The following is a 25651-nucleotide window of genomic DNA, read 5'->3' on the forward strand; positions in this document are numbered from 1 at the left end:
CCCGGCCGCGGGACCGGGCCCCAGCCTTGCCCGCCCCTTCGTCAGTCAGAGCCTTTTCGTTCCGTCACCATGCAAATACCCGTCATTTGCATGGTGACGGAGCGAAAACATGGTGACGGAGCGGTCGGCGGCCAGGGGCAGGGTAGGGGCCAGGGCCGGGGCCGGGTGGCAGGGCCAGGGCAGGGCCGGGGCAGGGCCGGGGCAGGGCCAGGCCAGGTGCAGGGCAGGGGGCGCAGCGGCTAGGGGGCTCGCAGCGCTGAGGGCGGTGCACCGAAGGCCCGAGCGAAGGCATAGGAGAACGCCGCCGGGGTGGCGTACCCGAGCAGCGCAGCCACCTCGGTGACGGTCTGGTGCGCAAGCAGCGGGATGGCCGCGAGCAGCCTCGCCCTGGCGCGCCAGGCAGCGGGGCTCATGCCCGTGAGCTCGCGAAACTCGCGGCTGAGGGTGCGCTCGCCCATCGCAGCTGCCCGCGCCCAGTCGGCGTTGGTGACCGCGAGCTCGGGGCTCGCGATGTATGCCCGGCAGAGCTCGGCCAGCGGCCCATGCTCAGGCAGCGGCAGGTGCAGCGGCACCTCGCGCACCCGCTCGAGTTCGATGAGCAGCAGCCCAAGCAGCGCCTCGGCCCTGCGCACGCCAGCACCAGTACCGGCACCAGCGCCAACACCGGCACCAGGCCCCGCGCCCTCCCCCACCCCAATATCGGCGGCAGCGCGCAACAGCTCGCGCAGCAGCGGCGGCACGTCGACCGCGCGGCAGGTGTCGGGCCACCAGGGCACAGCCTCGGGCTCGATGTACAGGCTGTTGGTCTGCACGTCGAGCATGCGCACCCGGTGCCGAGTGCGCGGCGGAATGAGCACCGCCCGCTCCCCCGGCACCGTCCACGCGCCGTCGGCGGTTTCTACGAGCATCGTGCCCGTCGCCGCGTAGAGCAGCTGCGCCCTGCGGTGCTCGTGCCAGTCGAGCAGGTGGCCTGGCGGGTAGTCGGTCGCGATGGGTAGCACGGCGATGGGCGTGCGATCGAGGTCGGCGAGCGATGCGTTGCGCATACCACCACCCTAGGCCGAAGCTCGAATGAAATGGAGCAGACTTCGATTGTCGGCCAGCCCTTCACCGAGTGGAATGGGTGCAGTGAGCATCATTCTCCTCCTCGTGATAGGCGTCTTCACCGGCGCAACGACAGTGCTATTTGGGTTCGGCGGCGGCTTCGTCACCGTTCCGGTGATCCTCTGGCTGGGGGCGCAAGCTGGCGCCGGGGGCGCGGTGACGGCAGTCGCGACCTCGGCGGTCGTCATGGCGGTGAACGCGGCGGTGGCGACCGCGGCAACCCCGCGGCGTGTCCTCACCGAGCTGCGCGGCACCCGCTCCCTCTTCATATTCCTCGCACTCGGCGGGGCGCTCGGGGCACTCGCCGCCGCCGCGGCCCCTGGCGCACTCATCGCCTGGGGGTTCGTGGGCTACCTCGCCGTCACAATACTCGACGCGCTCGTGCGGCCCGGGTTTCTGCGCCCAGCCGGGGCGGGCGGGCGGAGGGCGGGGCGTGAGCGCTTCGCGATCCACCCCGCGCTTGGCACCCCGATCGGCGCGCTCGCCTCGTTTCTCGGCGTCGGCGGCAGCGTCATGACAGTGCCGCTCATGCGCCGCGCAGGGCACTCCATGATGACGGCGGCGGCGCTCGCGAACCCGCTGACGCTCGCCGTCGCGGTGCCGGCGTTTGCGGTCTTCCTACTGACCTCGCACGCGCCAGCGCAGGCGGGCATCTGGGCCGTTGGAGCGGTGGATCTCGGAGCTGCGCTCGCGCTGCTCGCGGGCTCCGTGCCCGTGGTGGTGCTGTGGCGCAGGCGCCCGCCACGGCTCCCCGATCGGCTGCACGCATGGGGCTACATCGCCCTGCTGCTCGCGGTGCTGTGCGTGGTGGTGGCGCAGCTGGGGTAGGCGACGCGCCGCCGCGAGATCGGCCGCGCCACGATCAGGCATGCCCGATTTACATGCGCGGGAATGTAATTCGCGGAGGCGCGTTACACCGAGCATGAGATCATTCGGATTCCTCTCCTTCGGCCACTACGGCCCCGTCCCAGGCTCGCGCGTGCGCACCGCGGGCGACATGCTCAAGCAGACGATCGAACTCGCAGAGGGCGCCGACGAGATCGGTGTGAACGGCGCCTACGTGCGCGTGCACCACTTCGCGCGCCAGGCGGCATCGCCCATCCCGCTGCTCACCGCGATGGCGGCCCGCACGAGTCGCATCGAGGTCGGCACCGGCGTCATCGACCTGCGCTACGAGAACCCGCTCTACCTGGCCGAGGAGGCGGCGGCTCTCGACCTCATCTCCGACGGCAGGCTCGCGCTCGGCGTGAGCCGGGGGTCACCCGAGACCGCGCTGCGCGGCTACGAAGCGTTCGGGTACACGGGCTCGCAGGATCCGCGGGGGGCGGATCTCGCGAGGCCCAAGTTCGACCTGTTCCTGCGCGCGATCGAGGGCGAGGCGCTCGTCGAGGCTGACCCGAAGATGTCACCTCCGGGCAGGCTCGCGATCGAACCGCACTCGCCGGGCCTGCGCGAGCGGGTGTGGTGGGGCGCGGGCTCGACCGACACCGCGATCAACGCCGGCAAGATGGGGGTCAACCTCATGAGCTCGACCCTCGTCACCGAGGCTACGGGCGAACCCCTTGGCATTCTCCAGCGCAAGCAAATCGACGCGTTCCGTGAGGCCTACCGGGAAGCCGGCCACACGGGCAAGCCGCGCGTCTCTGTGAGCCGCAGCGTGTTCCCAATCGTCACCGAGCAAGACGAGCTCTACTTCGGGCTCCGTGGGGGCGGGCCAGGCTCGGAGTCGCAGGATCAGATCGGTGTCATCGACGGGTTCCGCTCGACGTTCGGCAAGACCTACGCCGATACGCCCGACCGGCTCATCGAGCAGCTCAAGGCCGACGAGGCGGTGATGGCGGCTGACACGCTCATGCTCACCATCCCGAACCAGCTCGGTAGTGCTTATTCATTGCACATCTTGGAAGCGTTCGCGCAGCATGTGGCTCCCGCATTGGGGTGGAAGCCGAACACAGAAGGACCTGTCGAGGGGTATCCAATCTGATATTTAAAGTGAGGGCTTTGGCTCTCTGGGGGCTGATTTTCTTGGGTGAATCAGCCCCTATTTTTGTAGGTATGCGCATATCTCAAATACATACGCTGAACAGGGGTTTTGCTTATTTCAGTGGTGTTATCAGCCCTCAAAAGTCTCTGATGTTGATATTAGAAGTGTGAGCAACAACGCGCACAACTTAACCCAAGGAGAACAACAATGTTCAAAGCATCAGAAACACCATTTATCTTTATGACTCTCGTCAAAATGGAAGCAAGCGCGCAGGCGGTAAAGCAGGAGTATGAAGACGGCAAACCAACCGGCAAACCTAAGCTGACTAAGAGCGGTAAGACTCAATATGCAACTGGCTTAAAAGCTCTCGCGCATGAAGATGGACAAATCACCTACGAGAACAAGAATGTCGGGCTTTCAGTCGAACAGCCTGTCGATTTAGTTCCTGGTGTCATGTATGCGGCAGTCGGCGAAATCGAAATAACACCGTATGTGTCTAATGGACGCGTTGCATATTCAATCACCGCTACAACCGTCAAGCCCCTCAAAGCTGGGAGCGCAGAATAATGGCGCACCTATGTAGGACACTCAAAGAGTTTGATGACCATTTGATGAGCATGAAGCTACGCGGGCAAGTAGTTGATACATCTTTGTGTAATTGCTTTCTCGGCGCTGTCGGACTCGTTCCCGAGATTCGTGAGCCGCTACCAACTCGCGATTTTGAGACTGATGGCAAGGCTCTGGAAGAGCCGCGGCAGCCTAATGAAGACCTGAGCGCAGAGTTTCAAGCTTTCAAGGAGCTACCACCCGAGGAGCAGCGCAATGGCTAAATTAAGCGATTTTTATAGGAGCTCAACGCCTGAGATTTTCAGGAAGACCCCGCAGCCCTGGGAGCGCGTGAAAGTAGTTGATTGTGCGGCAGAGTTTGGCGCTGGCACTTCTACGGAGTATGTCAGGAAGCTGGCGCGACGCTTAGGCATCAAAACGCTAAATATTGACGGTTATGCATGGCTGACCGTTGAAGATGTGGCGGTTATGCGGGACTGGCACCGGCACAATGCGCACAAGCTATAAACCTGAAAGCACAGAGGTGGGCGAATACGAGGCGCGCACGAACAGGCAGAACGAAGACTCGACCGCAGGGAGAGGCGTAGTGATGCAGGTGAGAGCAACCCGAGTAGGCGAATACCTCTGTGCTCTCAGGCGCGTAGCGCCTGAGAAGTGGGGGCGAACGCATGTTCGTATAGTTTCCCCCCACTTATGAGACAAGACAAAAAGCCGAGACACTACGGCATTAATTCAGCCTCAGAGCTTTGAGGCACGAGACAGAAAGCAGGGCACAAACCCCGCAGAAATACAGGAGTACGACAATGGCGAAGAATTCAGAAAGTTGGAAGAAAGAAACCGACGCAACCGAATCCCGCAGCTGGGTAGGCACCCTCTCAGCAGCCCTCTACACCCGCGAGCAGATTATTGAGGCGTTGGAACCCTACGCCGCATATGTGGGGCAGATGGAACGCGGCGAAGAACGCACAGAGAAGAACCCCGAGGGCTTCTTACACTTCCACATCTACATCGAGCACACGCACCAAATACGCCGCAGCACACTACGGAACAAGCTACGCGGAGACTGGCGCACTCGATACGGCACAAAGCGCGACGCCTACACATATTGCACCAAAGAGCGCACCCGTGAGCCTGGCATAGAACGCTTAGAAAAAGGCTCTATCGACCTCGATACAACACAGGGCAGACGCACCGACCTCGATGCGATGAAAGACGCAATCTTGTGGCAGAACAAGACCCCGGACGATGTGATTCTCTCGCACGGTGGGGCATGGCGCTACGGGAAGCACCTCGAAGACTTGCAGCACGCTAAGCAGAGAGCCGCAGCAAGGGGCATAACGCGCGAGATTGCAGCTGGCTACCTCTGGGGCGCTACTAACGCTTTTAGAACCCGTATGACGCTGGAAGCTTACGGCGCTGAAAATGTGTATATCGCTAACGCAGCCCGCACGCATCCATTTGATGACTACCAAGGCGAGAGCGTTCTATTACTCACCGGCTTTGATTCCAAGAGCATGAAAATGGGCAGACTGGCGGAGATTCTTAGCCCTTTCAGTAAGACGCTGGAAGCGCGTTTTAGGAATAAGCCCGCATGTTTCAGCACTGTCGTGATTTCAAGCGCATACCCGTGGGAGTCGCAATATCAGGCGGAGAAAATCGCGGAGCAAGAAGAGCGCATCGAGCTAACGGAGTCCATTGGCACATTTGAAGAAATCACCCGAGCGGGGGAATTCATCGACCACACAGAACAAACAAAAGCTGAGGCGCGTAAGCCTCTACACGAACAAGGAGCAAGAAGATGAAGAAGAAAGGACTTATCGCCGCAGCACTCGCGGCACTAATTGCAATAGGCGGAGCAACAGCAGCACACGCAGCGGCACCGGTTCCAACTACATGCAACAACAACGGCGTTGCTAAGTCGGTGCATCTCACCGGGAAGAAGCACGCGAACGGCTCGGCTGAATTGCTCGTGACTTTTCAGAATGGGCAATCTTGCTTACTTCCCGCAATCTGGAAGTAGGTGATGACTATGGCGAAAAAACGTAGTTATCTGTTCGGCGTTGCTGACCGTGATTACGAAGTTGGTGAAGTCGTTGATGAACCTGACTTCTTCCACATCTTCGATGTCGTTGCGCCCATCAAAGAGGGAGACACTATCTATTACGACCCTTGCGAGTATCTGGCGTGTCATGTTTGTTATCCACTGGCATGAACAAAATAAGACCCACCCGCAGACCTGGCGGAATTGCACAAGTGAGCCGGTTCGACACTGTTATATTTTACAATCGAATCGGCTCATTTGTGAGCGTTTGCGCCGCTTTGCGCACGCCGTCCGGGGGCGCCCCCGTTCCTTAAATTTGATCATTCCAATGGAACTCAAGCCGTTCAAGAAAGTTATCAAAGTTGCGATTTGCTCGACCGCGTAGCCCTTTCTTAACAATGACCCGCTCTATCTCGCTTCTCATGAGTAGAAGCTTTTCTTCGCGCTTTTCATCGACTTGCTTGAACTCGTTCCCATCGGTGTCATATTGAATCTCGGGAGCAAGTAGAACATCTGCGCCCAGTTTGTTCCAGATTTCAAATGAGTTTGTGAGTTCGTACTCTTCAAGAGCCTGAGACGCATAGAACTCTTCGCGCGCCTTGCGCAGCTCTGTGCGCTTCGCTTCGAGTTCTTGAACTAATGGAATGAACACGGTGCCCGGAAGTTCCTGAGCTTTGTAAGCCTCTGTTAGCTCCGCGATTTGTGTGCTCACTTGTTCCAGCTCCTCAGCCTGATCCCATTCGATGGGTGCAGCTGATTCCCTTAGCCCAGCACGCTCAGCAATTTCATGCATTCGCGTATTCATACGCGATAAAAGTGCAGATTGAATGACATTTTCAAGCTTCAAAGCAGAGATAGAAACATCGCCCGACTTACATGCGTATGTGTCAATCCCTCGGGAGCCAGAAGACAACTGACCATATAGCGGCTTCGCGCATTCACCGCACCACAGTAATCCGGTGAGCTTCCAACGACCCTCGCGCACTTTCTTACGGCTTCGCTTTTCTAACGCAGCCAGAGCCAACGCCCTATCTTCCAAGCTGATGAGTGGCTCCCATGTCCCCCGCACCAGCTCCCCCGCGCTATCTGTGAGCGGCTCACGCTTGTAAGTTCTAATGCCTGCACTTCTCCAACCAATACAAACCTGGCGCACGGTAGTCCAATCCCATGACGACCCGCCCGCCGCAGTTAGCACCCCAGCCCGCTCCCACTCTCGTGCTATCGCGGTGATTGAACTCCCTCGCTGAATCTTCTCGACAGCAGCCCGCACCCTGGCGGCTTCCTCTTCTCTGACCGTAATCCCATCCGGCTCCCATCCAAAAGCACGCTGGCGGGTGATCTTTGGCTCTCCTTGCATGGCTTTAAATCGAAAAGCAGCTTTCTGACGCTCTGAAATTCGATCCGACTCCGCAGCATCCACAGTCGCTTTTAGTCGTGCAATCATGCGCCCGTCCGATGTTGATAAATCATCATCACCAGATACGACCGTTCTGAACTCCACGCGCGTTTCATCATGGAGCTGTATCAGATCTTCAAGCTCTCGAATTCGTCGCGTGAGCCTTGAATTTGAATATGCAATGATGTGCTGAAACAATCCCGCACGCGTGTCCGCAACAAGTTTGTTGAAACCGTGCCGCACCTTCTTCGCGTCAGTCTTCTCACTCGCTCCGATGTCGTTATCTGTATAGACCTCGACCACGGTTAGCCCGTGCCGTGCCGCAAGCTCACGACATAGCTCCTCTTGGCGCGCTACGCCTGTGCCCTCGCCCTCAGCGTCTCGACTGATACGGCAGTAGATAGCAGCGTTGTTCATGGATGCAGTTTAGACCATCCCGAGCCAGCTTGGGCCCGAGTACAACCTGCACATTCTCGACTCGTTCGCGAAGCACGTTGCTCCCGCGCTCGGCTGGAAGCCGAATACCGAGGGGCCCGCGGAGGGCGACGCGGTCTAAGCAGGAGCTCCTGAAGCGGGGAGTGGCCAGCCCTGGTTACTCCCCGCTTTCTCGTGCTCGCGTTGGGGCGTGCGGGTGGCGGATGACGGGCAGCCCTCAACAAGCAACGTGTTACGCCGTAACACGGGAGGGTGCTATGACCGCGACGACGATCACGCTGCGACTCGCAAAAGCAGAGAAGCAGGCACTCGTGGACTACGCGAAGACATTTGGCATGACCGTGTCTGAATTCGTGCGCACCGCCGCGCTGTCTCTCATTGAAGACGAGCTCGTTCTTCGTGTGTGGGAGGGAGTGAAACGCGAGTTCGACGACACCCCACAGACCCTGCCGGCGTCCGGGGCCGCCGCGAAACACCTCTAGATGTGGCGGCTCCTTTACTCCCGGCGAGCGGACCGACAGCTCGGGAAGCTTGGCCCTGGAGTGCGGCGCATCATCGTGGCATGGCTCAACAAGCACATCGACGGGTGCGTGAATCCACGCAGCACCGGCAAGGGCCTCACTGGCGGTCAAAGCGGCAAATGGCGGTATCGGTTGGGCGATAATCGAGTGCTGTGCGAAATCTGCGACGCCGAACCCGTCGTGCTCGCCATCGAGGTTGGGCATCGACGCGAGATTTACCGGTAAGGAATCTGCCTGGACAGCCTCTTTGGAACGAGCACTCCGATGCCAGGCTACGCTGTCGAAGTATGATCTTCGACCGAATCCTCTCACCCGAAGAGAGCGGGCAGGTGCTTGCACAGCTGCAGGCGCTGCAAACCTTCGAGAGTTTCCATGCGCGTGCGCTAGTGCAAGATCGCGACAGGGTCGAGCAGTGGCACATCGAAGTGGATCGGGCCGGCGAGGCCTGGTTCGCAACTGCTGAGCACGGCCACGTCGAGGAGTTTCGTGGCGGCGTCAGGTTTGATCGCGGCGAGGTGTTCCAGCTGCCGGCGAAGCTCGCAGACTTTCTCCCGCCGGCCATCAAGCCGGCGTTCCCCGAGACACTGGGGTGGTGGGGCGAGCACGACCATGGGTACCGGCCGGTGCTCGTCGAGCGCGTCGGAAGGAAATCGATGCTGCTCACCTTCGAGCACGGCTCCGACCCGGCGATGCGCAGCACTATGGTCTTTGACACCGAGCTGGGCATCGTCACACGCACCATTGGGTTCGATTCCGCCACCCTGCTCGTCGACATCGAACCGGGCAAGCCGATCGAACGGCACGTTCCAGCGTCGTTCCCCGAGCTCGAAGTAATCTACCCCGACTACTAGGTGTTGCTACGCTGCCGCCTCACCGCACCTGGCTTGGGGGCCAGGCCAAGCGACGATTCGCCAACCTGCAATACTAACCAGATGAGCACCCACCTTTCGCCAGTTACGCACGAAGAGTTTCCGACGTGGCAGGCCAGCAGCATCGCCGCCTACGCGGCCGACCTCATCGAGGCAGGCGTTTCTCCCGAGGCCGCCAAGGAGCAGGCCGAGCAGAGCATCAGCGCGGCCTTCCCCAGCGGGGAGTCGACCTCGACAAACGCAGTCTTCGGCGTGCTCAGCCAGGCAGATGAACATGTCGGATACGTCTGGGTTGGGCGCGATAGCTCGACAGACCCGACGTCATGGTGGGTGTGGGATATCACGATTGATCCCGCTTTTCGCGGCAGCGGCTACGGCCGATCCAGCATGCAGCTCGCCGAGGACTACGCGCGATCCCAGGGCGCGGTCACGCCAGGTTTGAGCGTCTTCGGCTTCAATGCGACTGCGCGCGGATTGTACGAATCCCTCGGCTACGAAACCACAAGCGTCAAGATGAGAAAAACTCTCACCGAGGCGTAAGCCGCGCCGGCGTGCGCGGGTGCGGGCAAGCGGGCCCGGGCGAGATCGCGCATGCACGCGCTGCGCGTGTGGGCGGGCGCGGGGGCGACTCAGTTCGATTGGGCTCCGCCCCACCGAGCCCTGCAGCTCCCTCCGAGACCACCCCGTTCCCTCGCGAAACACGCGGGTGGTTTCGGAGGGAAGTGCAGGGTCCACGGGCGGCAACCGGGCTGGCCCCGCGGCACCCCAGATACACTCCATGGCTGGCACAAAGACATACAACGCACAGCGCGAAGCCCGGGCGCATCGTGGTTGTGGGCGCGGGCATCGTTGGTGCAGCGATCGCGCACTCGCTCGCGCGCGCGGGCCACGCGGTGACGGTGCTCGACCGGGGGCTACCCGGCGCCGTCGGCCACCGCCCGTTCGGGGCATTGTCGTGGGAGGAGACCGACGCCCTCACGCGCGAGTTCGTCGCCGAGCACCGGGCGGGCGGCAGCCCCATGCAACTCGTCACGGGTGCCGCGGCGCTCGCAATGGAGCCGTCGCTTCGCAGCGCGCCGGCCGCTGTGGCCTACGCACCAAAGGATGCCGGGGTGGATCCGGTAGGGCTCACCCGGGCGCTGCTCGAAAGCGCGCGCCGCCACGGCGCAGAGATCCGCCTCGATACCCCGGCGCTGCGGCTCACCGGGACCGACGGCCTGGTCACTGGCGTCGACACACCGGCCGGGCGCATCGACGCGGCGAGCGTGGTGCTCGCCGCCGGTACTGGTGCGGCAGCGCTCTTGGCGACCGCCGGCGTGCGCGTGGAGGCCGCGCTGATTGCGGATCGCCCGATGCCCGCGGGCGGCGAGCCCCTGGTCGGCGCTGCCAACGGAGTGCGGGGTCTGTACCTCGCGGTCGCGCACCCCGGGGTGATTCTCTCTGGCGCCATCGGTCGCAAGGTCGTCGCTGATCACGCGTGGTTGCGCGCGTAGCGCCCAGACGAGCGGCACAGGCCGCAGCTTTCGCTAGCCTTCTCATGCCCCGGCGCATACGCTGGGGTGATGGCTGTACCCACCGACTGGATCGAGCACCGACGCGGCGACAACGAACTCATCGGCTGGATGGTGCCCGAGGGCGAAGACTTTGCGACCATCGACCTGCTCGGCAGGCGCTCAACCGCGGTCGACTGGCTCACCGCGGAGGAGCGGCTCGAAGAGCTCGGCATCGGCTATCTCGCCGACCGCTTCGCGTATTGGAAGACCCCGAGCAGCTGGACGAGGGTAAAGATCATCGAGGTCTCCCCCGACGGCATCGTCGTGCAAGAGGATGACTACGGCGACGCGATCGGCGGCGTTCCGCTGCCCGCGCACCGGCTGGCCTGGCCGATGCCGAGCGAGCTCGTGCCGCTCGCCGACGTCACCGGCTAGTTCGGGAGGGCTGCTGCGGCATCACGGTCGCCGTCGAAGGTGTGCGCCCACACATCTTCGCTGTCTGGCGGCGACACCCACGCGCAGACAACACCGTAGAGCATCGCGGCCAGCGTGGCGAGAATCGCGCACCCAACGTTCGGCGCGCCGCCCGCGTCGATGGCCTGCGTCATCGTCCACGAATTCACCACCAGGGTGACAAGCACTGCCGCGATCGAACCGAGAAACCCGCGCTGCCACCGCCGGTTCACCTTCCATTGCGCGCGGAGGCCCTGCGCCCCGACCCAGGCGCAGAGCGTCGCTGCGGCGAGCGCGAGCACCGAGAGCATCCACCCGGCATCGCTCCGAACCAGGTTGCCGTCGCCGTCGAAAAACACCGCGAGGTTCGTTGCCCAGACCGCGGGCCGCAGCATTAAGAAGGCCAGCAACCCGGCGAGCGGCAGCAGCATCAGCGCGAGACTGATCCGCTCCCGCACGCGCACCGCACGGCCCACAGCCCCAGTCGCGTCATCCGAATGCATCGCATCGCCTTCGCTCAGTTTCGATACGTTGGTCCTCGCCCACGTTCTCATGCCAAGGAGTGATCAATCAACCCTCGCAGCAGAACCTGCCGGGTTGCTTGGTTCTATTCCGGGGAGATCCCGCACCATCACGACGCTGCGATAGGTCTTCCCCGGCCACTGCACGCTGTCCACCGTCGCTTCGCTCTGATCGACAGCCTGAAATTCAGCCCCACTGCTCCGAGCTCAGCATAGGCTCGGTGGAGCATCGCAGTGAGCTTCGGGGTGTCTGAGGTGATGAAGGAACGCAACTTCATGCCTCAGACGCTAACACTCACCGCCCCGCGGAGCGTGCGCACCGCGACTAGGCTCGTAGCGTGATTGCGCAGACATACGGTGACGGCGTGCCCCTGATTGCGGTGCACGGGTTCGGTGTCGATCACCGCATCATGCTGCCGCTCGAAGACATGGCTCCCGACGACGGGTGGAGGCGCGTGTATCTCGATCTGCCGTGGGCCGAGGGCGCGAGCGATACGGGCGCCGCGACGCCCCGGGAGGTTGCTGATGCGGTGCTCGCCGAGGTGCGCGAGATCGCGGGCGGCGGGCCGTTCGCGATTATCGGCAACTCGTTTGGGGCGATGGTCGCCAGGCACGTTGCGCACGAGCTCGCAGCGCAGTGCGTCGGGCTCGCGACGCTGGCGGGCGCGTTCGAGCTGGATCGGGACAAGCGCTCCCTGCCGCCTCGCGAGGTCGTGCGGCACGATGAGGCAGTGCTTGAGCTCGCCGGCGATGCGCGCACGGAGTATGCGGAGATGGCCGTCGTGCACACCGAGCGGACACTGCGCGGGTTCGAGCGCTTCGTGCTACCGGGCATTCGCGGGTCGAACCTGCGCGTGTTGGCCCGGTTGAACGCGACCTACACCGACGCATACTCCCCCGAGCGCGGCGCGGCGGGGCCGTTCGCTTCACCTGCGCTCCATGTGTTCGGGCGGCAGGATCACGTTGTCGGTTTCGCCGATGCGTTCGCGTTCACGGGCCACTACCCGCGAGGCGCGTTTGTCGTGCTCGACGGCGCCGGGCACAACCTACACCTTGAACAGCCAGATACGGTCGGCGCGCTCGTGCGCGACTGGTTGGGCCGCGCAGCGGCGCACGCCGCTCGCTAATGCGTCATCTTCAGACGAGTTCGCGACATTCACGCCATTTTCCCCCGCCGGGGCCCTATGGTGGGAGGCAGAGCGCTCACCACAGGGCGGTTACGGGGCGGCGATATGATACTCACACGCGCACACGCGGCGCGGCGGGCTGCCTCGTTGCTTGGCGCGCTACTCACGATGACGTTGCTGCTCAGCGGGTGCCACGGCTCCGATGCTTCAGAGCCGCACTCTGACACGCACCCCTCTGACCGCAACGGTGCGCACGCGAAGCGGCCCGCTCGAGGCGAGCGAATGGTGCTCCCAGCTTGCGACAGGGCGAACCCCAGCGCCGAGGCCGAGCAGGCCGCGTTTCTCGCCTCGTTCGGTGCCGATCGTGTCACCGCGAGCTACGGCGAGTCCGACCGCGCACTGCTCGACGAGTTCAGCGATGAGGCCACGCGCCAGGCGCTTGCTGCGGTGCGGCAGGAGCGCAGTTGCAACTGGGTGGTGTACCTCGACAGCGTGTACCTGTACCAGTTCACGGCTGAGCTCACCGCCGCGGCAATCGCACAACTCGCGGCGGATCTGCGCGCCGCGGAGTTCACCGAATCGAACCGCGGCCCGGCCACGTCGTTTACCCGGTCGGTTGCGACGGGCGACATGCGTGGCACGATAGCGATCTCACACACCCTCGTCGGCAATGCGTGGATCGTGCTCATCGAGAACACCGTCGCGGCCTACGAGCAGTCGGCGCTCGACGCGTTTCTCGGTGCGAACCCGCGGCTCGCCGACGAGTTCAGCATGTCGTGTGTGGATCGGGGTGCGGAGGCCGCCATCGCAGCCGCTGTCACCGAGATTTCTCCGGTCGAACAAGCCGCGGAGCTCGCGGGCCCGCCCGCCAATGGGGGCTGGGACGTTGCCGGTGCGGCCGCGCGCGCGGAGAGCACGTTTGACGCCTGCCTGCCGCTGTCTTGGGCAGTGCTGCCGGCGGCCGCCCCGGGGGCCGATGGCGCATCGACGGCCCACCTGTTGCTCTTCCATTTCGAAGACTTCATCGGCACCGCGACCCCGGCTCCCACGGCCGATGAGCCACTCGTGTCGCGGCTCTCAAAGCACTCGATTACGGCCAGAGCGGGCGGAGTATCGGCGACCCCCGGCGGGGCGTCACCCGACGCCTCTCTGCCCCCGACAACTTTCACCTGGGACACGCAGGCTCGGGAGCTTACTCGCGAGGCCGCGAGCACACGCGACTAGCGATCGTCGCTGTCGTCGTCGCTATCGTCGTCGTTATCGCCCTCGTTGAGGTCTGACTCATCGAGTTCTGACTCGTCGAGATCGACCCCGTCAAGGTCGTCGTCGAAATCTGCGTAGTCGTTTTCGAGCGCGTCTTCGTCGGCGTCGTCAAACTCCGCGAGCTCGTCGGCGGCCTCCTCAGCGGCAGCGCGCTCGGCGGCCGTTTGGCGCGCCTGCCGCGACTGGGCGTCGCGGTACTGCGCGAGTCGTTCGGACCAGGGCACCCACTCGGGGGCGAGCATTGCTCCCTCGCCGGGGAGCAGTTCGACCTCGAGCACGGTCACGGGCGCCTCAGCGTCGACCCGCGCGAGCGCAGCGGCCCACCGCCAGCCGGGGTAGCCGGCCAACGTGCTCTCGAAGAACAGCGTCACGGTGCGCGCATCGTGCACCTCATGGCCAACGGCCACACCGATCGTCGCTGCGTCGGTGATCTCACCCAGCGCGGCACGCGCCTGCTCGCGGGCCTGGTCGCTGAGCAGCACGGGGTCGGCGACGGCCGGAGCGGGCTCGTCGAGCTCAACCGCGGCAGTCGCGCGCTCAGCGATCTCAACCGCCTCGACGGTCGCCGCCTCAGCGGCCTCAGCCACCTCAGCGGCCTCAGCCGCCTCGTCGAACTCGCCGCGCTCAGACATCGAAATCATCCGCCACGCGACGCAGCATCGTCGCCACCTGGCGTGAGGCCTGTCGCTCGGGGTACTGGCCGGCCTTCAGCCTGCCGCCGACGCCGTCGAGTAGCTTCACGAGATCTTCAATGATCAGCGCCATCTCGTCGGCCGACTTCCTGCCGCGCTTCGCAAGCAGCGGGGTGTCGAGCACGCGCACCGACAGCGCCTGCGGGCCGCGCCGCCCCTCGCCCACGCTGTATTCCAACCTGCTACCGGCGCGCACCTCAGCGCCCTCCGGAATCACCGACGCATGCAGATACACCTGCTGCCCGTCTTCGCCCTGAATAAAGCCGAAGCCCTTTTCCTCGTCGTAGAACCTGACCTTGCCGTTCGGCATGTCTCGCCCTTCCCTTTCGCGGCAGCCGCCGCACCGGTCTCGCGACCGAAAGTATTCGAGCGCGGCCGTTGCACCGCGCGTTGTCTAGCAGTCTAGCCGTTCGGGCTTCACGAACTGTGCGAAATCACAGCCTGGCGCCCTCCCACATCTCCGCGCGCTAAACTCGGTGGAATGAGCACCGAAGATACCAGCAACCCGTCGCTGTTCGAGCGGATACTCGCGTTCGCGACCGTCAGCATCATCGTTGTGGCCCTCGGCTCGTTCTTTGCGACGCTCATCGTCGGCATGAATGACCGGCAGGCGGTCGCCGAGGGCTTCTGGCCGGTGGTCTACGGCATCTCGCTGTTTGCTCTGCCAGTTGGGTTTGTGCTGCTCATAGTGCTCCTTGTCGTTGCGCAGCGCCGCCGCAGTCGAGCCGTCAGCCGCGGGAAAAACTGACTCGGCCCCGCAATGAGTGGCACGCTCGCGCTGTCCTCCCTGATTGCGTCGCTCGACCGCGCGGCGCTCAGCCAGCTCGCGCGCGCCCGCCGCATCGCGGCACCAAATTCGGTGAACGACCCCTTAGATCTCGCCACCGAGCTACTCAAATCCGACTCCATCACGCAGGCGCTCACCATGCTCCCGCGGGCAGAACTCCTGCTGCTCGCAACCCCGGCAGCGACCGCTGACCCCAGCGACACAGGGTACGTGCGGCTTCGCACCCTGGGGCTCATTGGCGCAGACAACGCCCCGCTCGCCGAGGTCGGCCACGCGCTCGAGACACTGCTGACCGCGCGCGGGCTGTCAGCAGCGTCTCTCGCGGCCGCCAGCAACCCCACCACGGTGCCAGCCGAGCCTGGCGATACCTCGTCGTGGTTCGCCTCAGCCCTCACCGCGACGGGCCAGGCCGGTTGGCTGCTCCGCGATCTCGAGCGCACGCCAGCGAAGCTCAATCGCAACGGCGAGGTCGCAGCCGCCTGGATGCGCACGGCCGAAGACCGGCTCGCCATCCCACACACCGACGAGCTCCTCGAGGTGCTGCGTACAGCCGATCTCACCCGCCCCGAGGGCGGCTTCTGTGTGGCCCGCGGATCCGCCTGGCTCACCTCCGAACGCGGCGACCGATGGGCGGCGCTCGCCATCGCGTCGGTGGCACTGATGCCGCCGGAGTTTCGCGGCGGCCTTGCCGGCGCAACGGCTGGCTCGGCGATCGAACCGCTGCTCAGCGCCTTCCCGCACCGCTACCCGCTCGCCACCGAGGCCACGTTCGCCGCGATCGAGCGCGCAGCGAAACTCTGGGAACGGCTCGGCGTCACCGTCGGCGGCCATCTCAGCGCTGCCGGCGTCGCTGCCCTCACCGGCTCGGCCGCACCCGACCTCGCGGCGCACCTCAGCGTGCCAGAAACAGCCCCTGGCATCTATATTCAGCCCGACCTCTCGGTCATTGTGCCGGGGCCGCTCACTGCGCGCGACGAGGCCGCGCTGGCCGCCATCGCCCTCCCTGAACAGCTCGGGGTCGCGTCAACGCTGCGCATCTCGGAGGCCACCCTGTCTGACGCCTTTCATCGCGGCCTCACCGGCGACACCATCAGGGAGCTCATCGAGGGCCTCACGCTCACGGGCATACCGCAGCCCGTCGACTACCTCATCACCACGCTGAGCGAGCGCGCTGGCAGCATTGTGGTCGTGCCGCACTTCGGTGACGACGCTCGCACCCGGGTCGAGTTCGCTCGCCCCGAGCTGCGCTCGACGGTGTTGGTGGATCGCCGACTCGCCCACCTGCAGCTACAGGAACCAGCAGCGCGCGGCCCGTTCGACTCCGCCGCCGACCGGGCTGCCGGCGGTACCGCGGCCCGCGGCACCTCTGCCGGCGTGACGACCGGCGACGAGCAGGTGCGTCCGCTGCTGTCGCGGCTGCGAGCCGATCACGTGCTCGCGGCCCTGCTCGATGCCCGCTACCCCGCCCGCGGGGGCGCCGGGCTCGTGGCACCGGGCGGGGCAGCCGACGTGGCACCGTGCGGGGCAGCGGGTACGGCAGTCGCTGCGGCACCCGGTGCGGCACCCGGTGCGGCACCGACCGAGGGGCCTGGCGAGCGGGCCGACGCTTCCGTGGCAACCGCCACTGCCCCCGCCACTGCCTCAGCCTCAGCCTCAGCCTCAGCCTCCGCCTCCGCCTCCGCCTCCGCCTCTGCTATCGAGGCACTCATCGAACGCGTGCTCGAGTCGAGCCAAGACGGGCCGACCGACGTGAGCCGGCAGGTTACGCTCGCGATCCGCGACCGCACGAAACTCAGCGTCACCGTCGAGATTCGCGGCGCCGTGCGCACCTTCTCCGTGCTGCCCGTTTCGCTCGCGGCCGGGCGGCTGCGCGCGCTCGACGAGGCAGCCGGGGTGGAGCGCACACTGCCGCTCGACGCGATTACCTCGATTACCGCGATCGCTCCGCCAGCGTAGCGCCGCGTTCACCATCAGCACACTCCCCGCGCGCAGCGAACCGGAGTAGAATGGCCTGTTATGACTCTCGGCCCCCTCATCGTTCAGAGCGATCACACCGTGCTCCTCGAGGTCGCGCACCCAGATGCCGAGGACGCGCGCCACGAGCTCGCGGTCTTCGCCGAGCTTGAGCGCGCCCCCGAGCACATCCACACCTATCGCGTCACTCGGCTCGGGCTATGGAACGCGCGGGCCGCCGGTCACACCGCCGAGGAGATTCTCGACACCCTCAACCGGCACGCAAAATTCCCGGTGCCGAGCGGCGTAGCCGCAGAGATTGCCGACACGATGCGCCGCTACGGGCGCCTCACGATCGAGCGCGATGCCGAGGGTGACCTGATCCTCCGCTCCGACGACGCCGCAATCTTGCGTGAGGTGTCGTCGGCGAAGAAAATCGCGCCGCTGCTCGGCAACAAGATCGACGATCTCACGGCGCCTGTCGAGGCATGGGCACGCGGTGAGCTGAAGCAGCAGCTCGTGGCTCGCGGTTGGCCAGCTGAAGACCTCGCGGGCTACCGGCCGGGTGAACCCTACGACATTTCACTCGAAGAGGGCGACTGGGAGCTCCGCGATTACCAGGCGAAGGCGGTCGAGGCGTTCCAGCGCGGCGGCTCCGGCGTCGTCGTGCTGCCCTGCGGCGCGGGCAAGACCCTCGTGGGCGCGGCTTCGATGGCTGCGGTTGGTGCGAAGACGTTGATCCTCGTCACCAACGCCGTCTCGGCCCGCCAGTGGCGCGACGAGCTCCTCAAGCGCACGAACCTCACCGAAGACGAGATCGGCGAGTATTCGGGTCAGGTAAAAGAGGTGAAGCCCGTCACGATCGCGACCTACCAGATTCTCACGAGCCGCCGAAAGGGCGAGTACGCCCACCTCTCGCTGCTCGACGCACAGGACTGGGGCGTGATCGTCTACGACGAGGTGCACCTGCTGCCGGCGCCCGTGTTTAAGCTCACCGCCGATCTGCAGGCTCGCCGCCGCCTCGGGCTCACGGCGACGCTCGTGCGTGAGGACGGGCGCGAGGGCGACGTGTTCAGCCTCATCGGGCCGAAGCGCTACGACGCGGCGTGGAAAGACATCGAGGCGCAGGGCTTCATCGCCCCTGCCGAGTGCTTCGAGATTCGCATCGATCTGCCCGAGAGCGAGCGGCTCGAGTACGCGGTTGCTGAAGATCAAGATAGGTACAGGCTCGCCGCCTCGACCGCCCAGAAGGAGCGCATCGCGCGCGACATCATCGAGCGCCACCCCGGCGAGAGCGTGCTCGTCATCGGCCAGTACATTGATCAGCTGGAGTCAATGGCCGAGTCGCTCGGCTGCCCGCTCATCACCGGCCAGACCCCGGTCGACGAGCGCGAGCAGCTGTTCAACGCGTTCCGCTCGGGCGAGGAGCGCATTCTTGTCGTTTCGAAGGTTGCGAATTTCTCGGTGGATCTGCCAGACGCGTCGGTCGCGATTCAGATCTCCGGCTCGTTCGGCTCCCGGCAGGAGGAGGCGCAGCGCCTCGGTCGGCTGCTGCGACCCAAGCAGAGCGACGTGAAGGCATCGTTCTACACCCTCATCGCGCGCGACACCGTTGATCAAGACTTTGCGCAGAACCGGCAGCGGTTCCTCGCGGAGCAGGGCTATGCCTACACGATACTCGACGCTGAAGACGTCGCGGCACCCCGATCACTTCCAGCAAGTTCATAGCAAATCATCAGAGACTGAGAACATGAACATTGAACGAAAAGGCCCCAGGATCCTCATCGTCGATGACGAGCCGAACATTCGCGAGCTGCTGAGCACGAGCCTGCGCTTTGCCGGTTTCGGCGTTCGGTCGGTGGGCAACGGCGCACAGACAATCTCGGCGGTACTCGAAGAAGAGCCAGACCTCATCATTCTCGATGTCATGCTCCCCGACATGAACGGGTTCAGCGTGACAAAGCGGCTCCGGTCTGCCGGGTACACCGCCCCCATCATCTTCCTCACCGCGAAAGACGACACCGAAGACAAAGTCGAGGGCCTGAACGTCGGCGGCGACGACTACGTCACCAAGCCCTTCAGCCTCGACGAGATCATCGCCCGCATCAACGCGGTGCTGCGGCGCACCATTCAAGAGGACGAGGAGACGATGCTCGAGGTTGGGCCCATCAGCCTCGACCAAGACACGCACGAGGTCACCGTCTCGGGCACCTCGGTCGAGCTCTCCCCCACCGAGTTCAAGCTGCTGCGCTACCTCATGCAGAACGCGAACCGCGTGCTGTCGAAGGCGCAGATTCTCGACCACGTGTGGGAGTACGACTTCAACGGCGACGCCGGCATCGTCGAATCGTACATCTCGTACCTGCGACGCAAGCTCGACCCTCTCACCGACGAGTCGCTCATTCAGACCAAGCGCGGGTTCGGCTACATGCTGAAGGCAGACGCCGTCTAGTGACACAGCTGCGCGACTTCGGGAACCACTGGGCAGATGTTTCGCTTCGCACGAAGATCACCATCGTCACGGTGTTCATTCTCTTCCTCGGTCTCATCGTCGCCGGGGTGGGCACCTTCTCGGTGCTCCGCCCCATCTTGATCAACCAGCAGAGCGCCGAGCTCGCACAGCTGCGCAACAACCCGACGAACGTCTTTGCCCCGGGCACCAACCCGGCCCGCGTCACCCAAGACGACGTCGAGAGCGCCGACGCCCGCTACTACGTCGCCGTGCTCGATCACAACGGCAACGTGCGCTTCGACAACTCCCGCGACAGGCGCTCGGCGTCGCTGCCCCAGGTGAGCCGCTACGGCATCACCCTCGAGGCCGCCCAGGCGCGCGATAGCGACAACTTCCCGCCGATCGAGATGTCGAGCGCAGACGGCACCCACTGGCGCGGCGTGACCACGCTGCTGCTCGTGAACGACAGCCCCACGGGCACACTGCTCATCGCCGACTCGACGACCGTCATTAATCAGCACGTCGCGCAGTACATCATCGTGTTTACGGGCTTCGGCATCGCCGTGATTCTGTTGGGCGCGGCGCTCACGCGGATCCTCATCACGACGACCCTGCTGCCGCTCGCCGAGGTCGAGCAGACCGCCCTCGAGATCTCGCGCGGCGACTTCTCGAAGCGCATTCTCGTGGCGAGCCCGCACACCGAGGTCGGTCACCTCGGCGACTCCCTCAACGTGATGCTCGATCGGCTCGACGGCTCCCTCGAGGAGCGCGAGCGCACGATCGAGCGCATGCGCCGCTTCGTCGGTGACGCCAGCCACGAGCTGCGCACGCCCCTTGTCTCGGTGCGCGGCTACGCCGAGCTCTACCGCATGGGCGCGCTGCAGAGCCCAGAGCAGGTGGGCCAGGCGATGGAGCGCATCGAGAAAGAGGCAATTCGCATGACCTCGCTGGTCGAGGATCTGCTTGCCCTCGCCCGCCTCGACGAGCGCCGCCCGCTGCAGCTCGCGCCGCTCCCCCTGAACCAACTCGCGCTCGACGCCGCGCTCGATGCCAGGGCAGGCGCGCCCGATCGAGAGATCTCAGTTGTTGAGGACCCGAGCAACCCGCACGCCCTCGGCGACGAAAACAAGATTCGCCAGTTGATCACGAACCTCATCGGCAACGCCAAGCAGCACACGCCCGCTGGGAGCCCGATCGAGATCGTCGTGAGCGCGCTCCCGGCCCCCGGCACGCCAACGCATCAGCTCGGCGTTGGCGCGACTGGGAGTGGCGGTTCTATTGGCCCCAATGCCGGTGCGGCCGGTGCTGGTGCTGGCGTAGGTGCGGCTGGCGCGGCGGGTGCTGCTGGCTCTGCAGGTGCTGGTGCTGGTGCTGGTGCAGGCGCTGGTGCTGGTGGCGCCTCTGGCGCCCTGGCCAGCGCCGCAGGCGGCAGGCGTGCGAGTTCGGGCTCGCCGACAACGGGCTCAACCGGAGTGATTCAGGTGCCCCAGCAGATGACCCGCGTCGAGATCGTCGACCACGGCGAGGGCATTCCCGAGCAGGTTCGAGACAAGATCTTCGGCCGGTTCTGGCGAGCAGACAGCTCGCGCAACCGCGAAACCGGCGGCTCGGGCCTCGGGCTTGCGATTGTGAAATCGATCGTTGAGGCGCACCGTGGCACCGTTACCGTGCACGAGACGCCCGGTGGCGGCGCGACGTTCAGGGTCGACCTGCCGCAGGCATCGTCGGCAGATACCCCGCAGGCAGCGCCGGGCTCGGCTGCCGATGCGGCACCACAGGCAGGTGCCTAGGGGCTCCTGGCCCCTCAGCCACCGTCGACCCGACTTTCTGCGGGCTTTGCGCGTTTAGCGGGTCTCATACTGTGCGTTACGTGCAGAAAGATGCACCGGTGCCGGTGCCCGGTGCCGGTTCCGGTTCCGGTGCCGGTGCCGGTGCCGGTTCCGGCTAGCCGGCGTTGCGCTTGCGGCGAAGCACCTGGTCGAGGTTTGGCATGCCTTCGCTCGTGTCGCCGACGACCCCGAGCTCACTCAGCCGCGAGTTTGCTCGCCCGGCGGCCCGCCCCTGGCGCTGGCCCGCTGCCTGCTCCTTGCGCTGGCCCGCTGCCTGCTCCTTGCGCTGGCCCGCTGCCTGCTCCTGCGCTCCGCCCTGTGAGGGTGCTTCGGCCTCGCCAGCAGAGGCGCGCTCAACTCCCGCGCGCGCAGCCCCTGCGCGATCACGTGCCACCTGCTCGCGCGCCTCACGCAGCAGCATCGAATCAGTCTGGTTCTCGCGCGGGGCATATGCTCGTGCCTGCCGTGCGCGAGCCATCGTGCGCGCCCGTTCGATCCGCTCGGCGGCCGCGCGCTGTGCGGCGGCATGGGCCGCAGCCGAATCGTGAGTCTCCCCGGTGGCGACGGCCTGCTCGAACGACGGAACCTCCGCGACCGCAGACACGACTGCCTGCTCGGCGGCGATTGGCGCGAGTTTGGCGCGCCCCGGTGCGAGCAGCACCAGGGTTCCGACCCCGACAGTGAAGGCGAGCAGCGACCCGAGTAGCACGGCCGGTCCGATGCCCGCGATGAGCATTCCAAGCCCCACGAGCGCACCGAGCACCCCGGCGAGTCCCAGCAGTGCCGCGAGCGAGCGCAGGCGCCGCACGATTGGCTTCCGAAGCTTCGCCGCCCGATTCATCGCTACCTGCTTTCTCTGCATCTGCTGCGCACGGATCTCCGCGCGCACCTGCTCGGCCCGCGCTGCGGCGAGCTCGGCTTCACGCTCGGCCTCCTGCCTGCGCTGGGCTGTGCGGAGCAACCGCTCGTGCGCCAGCGCCTCCCGCGCAGTCGCTTCGACGCGCACCTCTTGCGGCACCTCGGCGGTCTCGGCGAGCACCCGCAGTGTGCGCTGCAGCCGCAGCGCATTCCGCTCCGCGGCGTTGAACTCGCGTCGCCGAAACCAGGCCGGCACGAGCACCGCACCCCAGAGGAGCGCGATGACGATGAACATCACCCCGCCGCCAAGCCCTCCGGTACTCATGTGGTAACTGTAACGACCGCTGCGCCCGGGCAGCATCCCGGCGCGCCGCAAAGCCTCGGGTTCTCAGCAGCCGCACCGGCCAGTAACAGGTGTTAGCTGGGCGGGGCGAGGCGATCCACCATCGAACCGCTCACCTCTTCGCGCGTGATCGCAAAGCTGTCGTGATCGCGCCACGCCCCGTCGATGTGAATGTAACGAAGCCGGCGCCCCTCGTACCTGAGTGCGAGCTTCTCGACGATGCGCAGCGACGCGGCGTTCTCCGGGCGAATGCAGATCTCAACCCGGTGCAAGCCCACGGTCGCGAACAGGTAGTCGATCGCGAGCGCGACCGCGGTGGGAGTGATGTTTCTGCCCGCGTGCCCGGCATCGATCCAGTAACCGACGCTCGCCGACCACAGCGCACCGCGCGACACGTCTGAAGCGCTCAGCTGCCCGACAACGGCACCATCGTAGGTGATGACAAACGGCACTCCGCGACCCTCGTCGAACTGCCGCAGCATCCGTTTGATGGTCGGCCTGAGCGACACCTCGCCGGGCGTCGGCCCGGGAATTCCGGGGTACGTCGCCTCCCACGGTTCGAGCCAGGCCCGGTTCTCGCGGAGCAAACGCTCGAGCGTGCGCGCGTCGCGGCGGTGGATCAGCCGAATGCCGACCCGCCCCGACCCGAGCGAGCTGGGCAGCTCAGCTCCGCCTGAAAACACCGTCGGCCCCGCGGCGCGCGGCTAGTCTGCCTGCGCGGGGTCGACGGCGGGAGTCTCTGCTGCGAGCTTAGCCGCGAAGCCGAGCACCCAGTCACGGATCTCATCGCCGAGCTCCGCGTGGTCGACGCCGAGCAGCACGTTCGCCTTAATCCAATCGGCGCGATCGCCGGTGTCGTAGCGACGCCCCTTGAACACCACACCGTACACGGGAGCCTCGCCCTCGCCAGCCGCGAGCACGTTGAGTGCGTCGGTGAGCTGGTACTCGCCGCCGCGCCCGGGCTCGAGGTCGTCGATGATGTCAAAGATCTCGGGCCGCAGCACGTAACGCCCGATCACCGCGAGGTTCGAGGGAGCCTCTTCGCGGCTCGGCTTCTCCACGAGCGCGGTCACCCGCACTACGTCTGCCTCGTCGGTCGCCTCGACCTCGGCGCAGCCGTAGAGGTGAATCGACTCCATCGGCACCTCCATGAGTGCCACGACCGTCACCTCTCGGGTGTTGTGCACGTCGACCATGCGATCGAGCAGCGGGTCACGAGCGTCGATGAGGTCGTCGCCGAGCAACACCGCGAACGACTCGTTGCCGACGTGCATGCGGGCGCGGCCAACCGCGTGGCCGAGACCGAGCGGCTGGCCCTGGCGCAGAAAGTGGACCTCGGCGAGCTCGCTCGCCTGGTGTACCTTGCCGAGCTTGTTGTCGTCGCCCTTGTTCTGCAGCGTGTACTCGAGCTCCGGGACACCGTCGAAGTGGTTGACGAGGTTGTCTTTGTTGCGCCCGGTGATGATGAGCACATCGTTCAGGCCAGCGCTCGCGGCCTCTTCGACAACGTACTGGATCGCCGGCTTATCGACGATCGGCAGCATTTCCTTGGGCATCGCCTTCGTCGCGGGGAGGAAGCGGGTGCCGAGGCCAGCCGCCGGAATCACCGCTTTGACGACGTTCGGTCGGATTTCAGTCATAGGGCAAGCCTATCTCGGTGCGGCTGTGGTGGCGGTATTCGCGGGCACGCTGGCATGCGGGTACCCGGGCACGCGGGTACCCGGCGCTGGCAGAGATCGCATTCGGGTTTGAGTTGGGGGCTGAGGTTGGGTTCGGGCCTCGTCTGGCCCGGTGGCGGCGGTAGGCTCTACGCATGGATGACAAGCGCAGGCTGCGCTCCGCTATTCGAGCCGCCCGAGTCGCACGGGCTGCGCTCGCTGCCGATCTCGCCGGTGAGCTGGCCGCCACGCACGGCTACGGCAAGTCGGAGACCGCCGCGCAGGGTCACGACAAGCAGGGTGACGGCAAGCAGGGTCACGACAAGCAAGGTGTTGATCAACAGGGTGATGCCAACGGCGCGATCACGGCGAACCTCGTCGCGTTGACTGAACGCTCGGGCGCACAGCGGGTCTCGTGTTTCGTCGGTGTCGCTGGCGAACCCGACACCTCCGAATATCTCAGGTGGGCCTCCGGGCAAGGCATCGAGGTGCTTCTACCACGGGTGTTGCCGGGCGACCTGCTCGAGTGGGTGCCGTACCGGCCTGACTGTTTTGCGATCGGCGCATTCGGCATCCCCGAGCCCACGGGCCCGGCAAGCCCCGAAGGAGCCGCGGATGCCGCGGAGCTGCTGTTCGTTCCCGCCGCAGCGGTCGACCTGCAGGGCAACCGCCTTGGTTGGGGGCGCGGGTTCTTCGATCGCGAGCTTGCGCGGCTTGCCGGTCGCGGCGACGCGGGCGACGACGCGGGCGGCGGTGCTTGCCACCGAACGCCGCAGGAGGTGTACGCGGTGGTATGGGAGTCAGAGGTGCTCGACACGAACTTGCCCACAGAGGCGCACGATGTCGCGGTGCACGGGGCCGTCACCGAGGCAAGAATTCACCACTTCGGGTAGGCTCGACGATTGTGCCTACCTATGCTTACCGCTGCGCCGATTGCGGTCACAGCTTTGACATCTACCAGAGCTTTTCAGACTCGACGCTGACCGAGTGCCCCGAGTGCGGCGGTGATCTGCGCAAGGTCTTCGGTTCGCTCGGCGTTACCTTCAACGGCTCAGGCTTCTACCGCACCGATTCGCGCGCCGGCAGCGGAGCGGGCTCGGGGTCTTCCGGGTCAAGCTCGTCTGGCTCGGGGCCTTCGGGCTCGGGGTCTTCGGGCTCGGGCTCCTAGGGCTCGGGCTCCTAGGGCTCGGGCTCCTAGGGCTCGGGGTCTAAGACCCGGCCCGGGCGGCCCGTAGACACCGTCAACCCCGCACTTCCCTCCGAAACCCCCTACTTACCGGCGCAGGTAACGGGGGTGCTTCGGAG

The 25651-nt window shown here is 65.2% G+C and carries 30 protein-coding genes and 1 pseudogene; 23 read left to right on the forward strand and 8 right to left on the reverse strand.

What is annotated here, in order from left to right:
• Positions 1-239 precede the first annotated feature (239 nt).
• Positions 240-1046, reverse strand: coding sequence for an AraC family transcriptional regulator (locus ABD115_RS02715; protein WP_343957952.1), 807 nt, complete (start codon positions 1044-1046; stop codon positions 240-242).
• Positions 1047-1128: 82 nt separating this feature from the next.
• On the opposite strand from ABD115_RS02715, the gene ABD115_RS02720 reads away from it, so the two are divergent.
• The 7 genes from ABD115_RS02720 to ABD115_RS02750 all read left to right on the forward strand — a co-directional run bounded on the left by ABD115_RS02720 (position 1129) and on the right by ABD115_RS02750 (position 5867).
• Positions 1129-1932, forward strand: coding sequence for a TSUP family transporter (locus ABD115_RS02720; protein ID WP_343957954.1), 804 nt, complete (start codon positions 1129-1131; stop codon positions 1930-1932).
• A gap of 94 nt (positions 1933-2026) precedes the next feature.
• A complete protein-coding gene (locus ABD115_RS02725; RefSeq protein ID WP_343957956.1) occupies positions 2027-3088 on the forward strand; it encodes an LLM class flavin-dependent oxidoreductase in 1062 nt (353 codons plus the stop codon).
• A 207-nt stretch (positions 3089-3295) separates the two neighbouring features.
• Positions 3296-3655 (forward strand): hypothetical protein, encoded by a 360-nt coding sequence (locus ABD115_RS02730; RefSeq protein WP_343957958.1) that lies wholly within the window; start codon positions 3296-3298, stop codon positions 3653-3655.
• Between the two features lie 255 nt (positions 3656-3910).
• Positions 3911-4162, forward strand: a complete 252-nt coding sequence (locus ABD115_RS02735) for a hypothetical protein (protein ID WP_343957960.1) — start codon at positions 3911-3913, stop codon at positions 4160-4162.
• Between the two features lie 296 nt (positions 4163-4458).
• Positions 4459-5457 (forward strand): hypothetical protein, encoded by a 999-nt coding sequence (locus tag ABD115_RS02740; protein WP_343957962.1) that lies wholly within the window; start codon positions 4459-4461, stop codon positions 5455-5457.
• Positions 5454-5675, forward strand: coding sequence for a hypothetical protein (locus ABD115_RS02745; protein ID WP_343957964.1), 222 nt, complete (start codon positions 5454-5456; stop codon positions 5673-5675). The genes ABD115_RS02740 and ABD115_RS02745 overlap by 4 nt, the downstream gene beginning before the upstream one ends.
• 9 nt (positions 5676-5684) lie before the next feature.
• Positions 5685-5867 (forward strand): hypothetical protein, encoded by a 183-nt coding sequence (locus ABD115_RS02750; RefSeq protein ID WP_343957966.1) that lies wholly within the window; start codon positions 5685-5687, stop codon positions 5865-5867.
• A gap of 139 nt (positions 5868-6006) precedes the next feature.
• Here the strand turns inward: ABD115_RS02750 and ABD115_RS02755 are convergent, their stop codons facing one another.
• On the reverse strand, positions 6007-7509 hold the full coding sequence (locus ABD115_RS02755; RefSeq protein ID WP_343957968.1) for a recombinase family protein: 1503 nt from the start codon (positions 7507-7509) through the stop codon (positions 6007-6009).
• 13 nt (positions 7510-7522) lie between these two features.
• On the opposite strand from ABD115_RS02755, the pseudogene ABD115_RS02760 reads away from it, so the two are divergent.
• From ABD115_RS02760 to ABD115_RS02790, 7 genes and pseudogenes are all read left to right on the forward strand, one after another.
• Positions 7523-7648 (forward strand): annotated as a pseudogene (locus ABD115_RS02760) (LLM class flavin-dependent oxidoreductase); the annotation flags it as partial.
• Positions 7649-7784: 136 nt separating this feature from the next.
• Entirely contained in the window at positions 7785-8009 is a 225-nt protein-coding gene (locus tag ABD115_RS02765) for a DUF6290 family protein (RefSeq protein WP_343957970.1), read from the forward strand.
• Positions 8010-8273: a type II toxin-antitoxin system RelE family toxin gene (locus tag ABD115_RS02770; protein ID WP_343957972.1), complete on the forward strand. Its 264-nt coding sequence runs from the start codon at positions 8010-8012 to the stop codon at positions 8271-8273.
• A gap of 62 nt (positions 8274-8335) precedes the next feature.
• Entirely contained in the window at positions 8336-8899 is a 564-nt protein-coding gene (locus ABD115_RS02775) for a flagellar basal body rod protein FlgC (RefSeq protein ID WP_343957973.1), read from the forward strand.
• An 81-nt stretch (positions 8900-8980) separates the two neighbouring features.
• Positions 8981-9457 carry a GNAT family N-acetyltransferase gene (locus ABD115_RS02780; protein ID WP_343957975.1) on the forward strand — a complete coding sequence of 159 codons (477 nt, stop codon included), beginning with the start codon at positions 8981-8983 and terminating at the stop codon, positions 9455-9457.
• 287 nt (positions 9458-9744) lie between these two features.
• Positions 9745-10410: an NAD(P)/FAD-dependent oxidoreductase gene (locus ABD115_RS02785; RefSeq protein ID WP_343957977.1), complete on the forward strand. Its 666-nt coding sequence runs from the start codon at positions 9745-9747 to the stop codon at positions 10408-10410.
• A gap of 69 nt (positions 10411-10479) precedes the next feature.
• Positions 10480-10845 carry a hypothetical protein gene (locus ABD115_RS02790; protein WP_343957979.1) on the forward strand — a complete coding sequence of 122 codons (366 nt, stop codon included), beginning with the start codon at positions 10480-10482 and terminating at the stop codon, positions 10843-10845.
• On the opposite strand, the gene ABD115_RS02795 is transcribed toward ABD115_RS02790, so the two are convergent.
• Positions 10842-11366, reverse strand: a complete 525-nt coding sequence (locus ABD115_RS02795; RefSeq protein WP_343957981.1) for a hypothetical protein — start codon at positions 11364-11366, stop codon at positions 10842-10844. The genes ABD115_RS02790 and ABD115_RS02795 overlap by 4 nt on opposite strands.
• Before the next feature lie 356 nt (positions 11367-11722).
• On the opposite strand from ABD115_RS02795, the gene ABD115_RS02800 reads away from it, so the two are divergent.
• The gene (locus ABD115_RS02800) at positions 11723-12511 is read left to right on the forward strand and encodes an alpha/beta fold hydrolase (RefSeq protein WP_343957983.1); all 789 of its coding nucleotides are present in this window, start codon (positions 11723-11725) and stop codon (positions 12509-12511) included.
• Positions 12512-12616: 105 nt separating this feature from the next.
• Positions 12617-13735 (forward strand): LppP/LprE family lipoprotein, encoded by a 1119-nt coding sequence (locus tag ABD115_RS02805; RefSeq protein WP_343957984.1) that lies wholly within the window; start codon positions 12617-12619, stop codon positions 13733-13735.
• Here ABD115_RS02805 and ABD115_RS02810 read toward each other — a convergent pair.
• Positions 13732-14406, reverse strand: a complete 675-nt coding sequence (locus ABD115_RS02810) for a DUF3027 domain-containing protein (protein WP_343957986.1) — start codon at positions 14404-14406, stop codon at positions 13732-13734. The genes ABD115_RS02805 and ABD115_RS02810 overlap by 4 nt on opposite strands.
• Entirely contained in the window at positions 14399-14776 is a 378-nt protein-coding gene (locus ABD115_RS02815) for a cold-shock protein (protein WP_343957988.1), read from the reverse strand. The genes ABD115_RS02810 and ABD115_RS02815 overlap by 8 nt, the downstream gene beginning before the upstream one ends.
• 171 nt (positions 14777-14947) lie before the next feature.
• Between ABD115_RS02815 and ABD115_RS02820 the strand changes: the two genes are divergently transcribed.
• The 5 genes from ABD115_RS02820 to ABD115_RS02840 are packed head-to-tail and all read left to right on the forward strand — an operon-like array spanning position 14948 to position 21448.
• Positions 14948-15214 (forward strand): hypothetical protein, encoded by a 267-nt coding sequence (locus tag ABD115_RS02820; protein ID WP_343957990.1) that lies wholly within the window; start codon positions 14948-14950, stop codon positions 15212-15214.
• 12 nt (positions 15215-15226) lie between these two features.
• Positions 15227-17209, forward strand: coding sequence for a helicase-associated domain-containing protein (locus tag ABD115_RS02825; protein ID WP_343957992.1), 1983 nt, complete (start codon positions 15227-15229; stop codon positions 17207-17209).
• Between the two features lie 60 nt (positions 17210-17269).
• Positions 17270-18934 (forward strand): DNA repair helicase XPB, encoded by a 1665-nt coding sequence (locus tag ABD115_RS02830; protein WP_343957994.1) that lies wholly within the window; start codon positions 17270-17272, stop codon positions 18932-18934.
• Between the two features lie 22 nt (positions 18935-18956).
• Complete coding sequence (locus ABD115_RS02835) at positions 18957-19658, forward strand: response regulator transcription factor (RefSeq protein WP_343957996.1); 702 nt, start codon at positions 18957-18959, stop codon at positions 19656-19658.
• Positions 19658-21448, forward strand: a complete 1791-nt coding sequence (locus tag ABD115_RS02840) for a sensor histidine kinase (RefSeq protein WP_343957998.1) — start codon at positions 19658-19660, stop codon at positions 21446-21448. The genes ABD115_RS02835 and ABD115_RS02840 overlap by 1 nt, the downstream gene beginning before the upstream one ends.
• Positions 21449-21602: 154 nt before the next feature.
• Here the strand turns inward: ABD115_RS02840 and ABD115_RS02845 are convergent, their stop codons facing one another.
• The 3 genes from ABD115_RS02845 to galU form a co-directional block, all read right to left on the reverse strand.
• Positions 21603-22670, reverse strand: a complete 1068-nt coding sequence (locus tag ABD115_RS02845) for a hypothetical protein (protein WP_343958000.1) — start codon at positions 22668-22670, stop codon at positions 21603-21605.
• Between the two features lie 92 nt (positions 22671-22762).
• Positions 22763-23371 (reverse strand): GNAT family N-acetyltransferase, encoded by a 609-nt coding sequence (locus tag ABD115_RS02850; protein ID WP_343958002.1) that lies wholly within the window; start codon positions 23369-23371, stop codon positions 22763-22765.
• A 21-nt stretch (positions 23372-23392) separates the two neighbouring features.
• A complete protein-coding gene (galU, locus tag ABD115_RS02855; RefSeq protein WP_343958004.1) occupies positions 23393-24328 on the reverse strand; it encodes a UTP--glucose-1-phosphate uridylyltransferase GalU in 936 nt (311 codons plus the stop codon).
• A gap of 173 nt (positions 24329-24501) precedes the next feature.
• On the opposite strand from galU, the gene ABD115_RS02860 reads away from it, so the two are divergent.
• Together ABD115_RS02860 and ABD115_RS02865 are read left to right on the forward strand one after the other, a co-directional pair.
• Complete coding sequence (locus ABD115_RS02860; RefSeq protein WP_343958006.1) at positions 24502-25239, forward strand: 5-formyltetrahydrofolate cyclo-ligase; 738 nt, start codon at positions 24502-24504, stop codon at positions 25237-25239.
• An 11-nt stretch (positions 25240-25250) separates the two neighbouring features.
• Positions 25251-25514 (forward strand): FmdB family zinc ribbon protein, encoded by a 264-nt coding sequence (locus tag ABD115_RS02865; protein WP_343958008.1) that lies wholly within the window; start codon positions 25251-25253, stop codon positions 25512-25514.
• The last annotated feature ends 137 nt before the right edge of the window (positions 25515-25651 follow it).

It is taken from the genome of Leucobacter albus (genome assembly GCF_039528015.1).
Lineage (GTDB): Bacteria > Actinomycetota > Actinomycetes > Actinomycetales > Microbacteriaceae > Leucobacter > Leucobacter albus.

What these genes read in the sequence shown, in the direction of transcription:
- ABD115_RS02775 (WP_343957973.1), top strand. Translation starts at nt 8,336, where the DNA reads ATGATCTTCGACCGAATCCTCTCACCCGAAGAGAGCGGGCAGGTGCTT.
- ABD115_RS02725 (WP_343957956.1), top strand. Translation starts at nt 2,027, where the DNA reads ATGAGATCATTCGGATTCCTCTCCTTCGGCCACTACGGCCCCGTCCCA.
- ABD115_RS02810 (WP_343957986.1), bottom strand. Translation starts at nt 14,406, where the DNA reads ATGTCTGAGCGCGGCGAGTTCGACGAGGCGGCTGAGGCCGCTGAGGTG.
- ABD115_RS02755 (WP_343957968.1), bottom strand. Translation starts at nt 7,509, where the DNA reads ATGAACAACGCTGCTATCTACTGCCGTATCAGTCGAGACGCTGAGGGC.
- ABD115_RS02830 (WP_343957994.1), top strand. Translation starts at nt 17,270, where the DNA reads ATGACTCTCGGCCCCCTCATCGTTCAGAGCGATCACACCGTGCTCCTC.
- ABD115_RS02735 (WP_343957960.1), top strand. Translation starts at nt 3,911, where the DNA reads ATGGCTAAATTAAGCGATTTTTATAGGAGCTCAACGCCTGAGATTTTC.
- galU (WP_343958004.1), bottom strand. Translation starts at nt 24,328, where the DNA reads ATGACTGAAATCCGACCGAACGTCGTCAAAGCGGTGATTCCGGCGGCT.
- ABD115_RS02765 (WP_343957970.1), top strand. Translation starts at nt 7,785, where the DNA reads ATGACCGCGACGACGATCACGCTGCGACTCGCAAAAGCAGAGAAGCAG.
- ABD115_RS02730 (WP_343957958.1), top strand. Translation starts at nt 3,296, where the DNA reads ATGTTCAAAGCATCAGAAACACCATTTATCTTTATGACTCTCGTCAAA.
- ABD115_RS02780 (WP_343957975.1), top strand. Translation starts at nt 8,981, where the DNA reads ATGAGCACCCACCTTTCGCCAGTTACGCACGAAGAGTTTCCGACGTGG.
- ABD115_RS02835 (WP_343957996.1), top strand. Translation starts at nt 18,957, where the DNA reads ATGAACATTGAACGAAAAGGCCCCAGGATCCTCATCGTCGATGACGAG.
- ABD115_RS02815 (WP_343957988.1), bottom strand. Translation starts at nt 14,776, where the DNA reads ATGCCGAACGGCAAGGTCAGGTTCTACGACGAGGAAAAGGGCTTCGGC.
- ABD115_RS02745 (WP_343957964.1), top strand. Translation starts at nt 5,454, where the DNA reads ATGAAGAAGAAAGGACTTATCGCCGCAGCACTCGCGGCACTAATTGCA.
- ABD115_RS02820 (WP_343957990.1), top strand. Translation starts at nt 14,948, where the DNA reads ATGAGCACCGAAGATACCAGCAACCCGTCGCTGTTCGAGCGGATACTC.
- ABD115_RS02860 (WP_343958006.1), top strand. Translation starts at nt 24,502, where the DNA reads ATGGATGACAAGCGCAGGCTGCGCTCCGCTATTCGAGCCGCCCGAGTC.
- ABD115_RS02825 (WP_343957992.1), top strand. Translation starts at nt 15,227, where the DNA reads ATGAGTGGCACGCTCGCGCTGTCCTCCCTGATTGCGTCGCTCGACCGC.
- ABD115_RS02770 (WP_343957972.1), top strand. Translation starts at nt 8,010, where the DNA reads ATGTGGCGGCTCCTTTACTCCCGGCGAGCGGACCGACAGCTCGGGAAG.
- ABD115_RS02715 (WP_343957952.1), bottom strand. Translation starts at nt 1,046, where the DNA reads ATGCGCAACGCATCGCTCGCCGACCTCGATCGCACGCCCATCGCCGTG.
- ABD115_RS02740 (WP_343957962.1), top strand. Translation starts at nt 4,459, where the DNA reads ATGGCGAAGAATTCAGAAAGTTGGAAGAAAGAAACCGACGCAACCGAA.
- ABD115_RS02845 (WP_343958000.1), bottom strand. Translation starts at nt 22,670, where the DNA reads ATGAGTACCGGAGGGCTTGGCGGCGGGGTGATGTTCATCGTCATCGCG.
- ABD115_RS02795 (WP_343957981.1), bottom strand. Translation starts at nt 11,366, where the DNA reads ATGCATTCGGATGACGCGACTGGGGCTGTGGGCCGTGCGGTGCGCGTG.
- ABD115_RS02750 (WP_343957966.1), top strand. Translation starts at nt 5,685, where the DNA reads ATGGCGAAAAAACGTAGTTATCTGTTCGGCGTTGCTGACCGTGATTAC.
- ABD115_RS02790 (WP_343957979.1), top strand. Translation starts at nt 10,480, where the DNA reads ATGGCTGTACCCACCGACTGGATCGAGCACCGACGCGGCGACAACGAA.
- ABD115_RS02805 (WP_343957984.1), top strand. Translation starts at nt 12,617, where the DNA reads ATGATACTCACACGCGCACACGCGGCGCGGCGGGCTGCCTCGTTGCTT.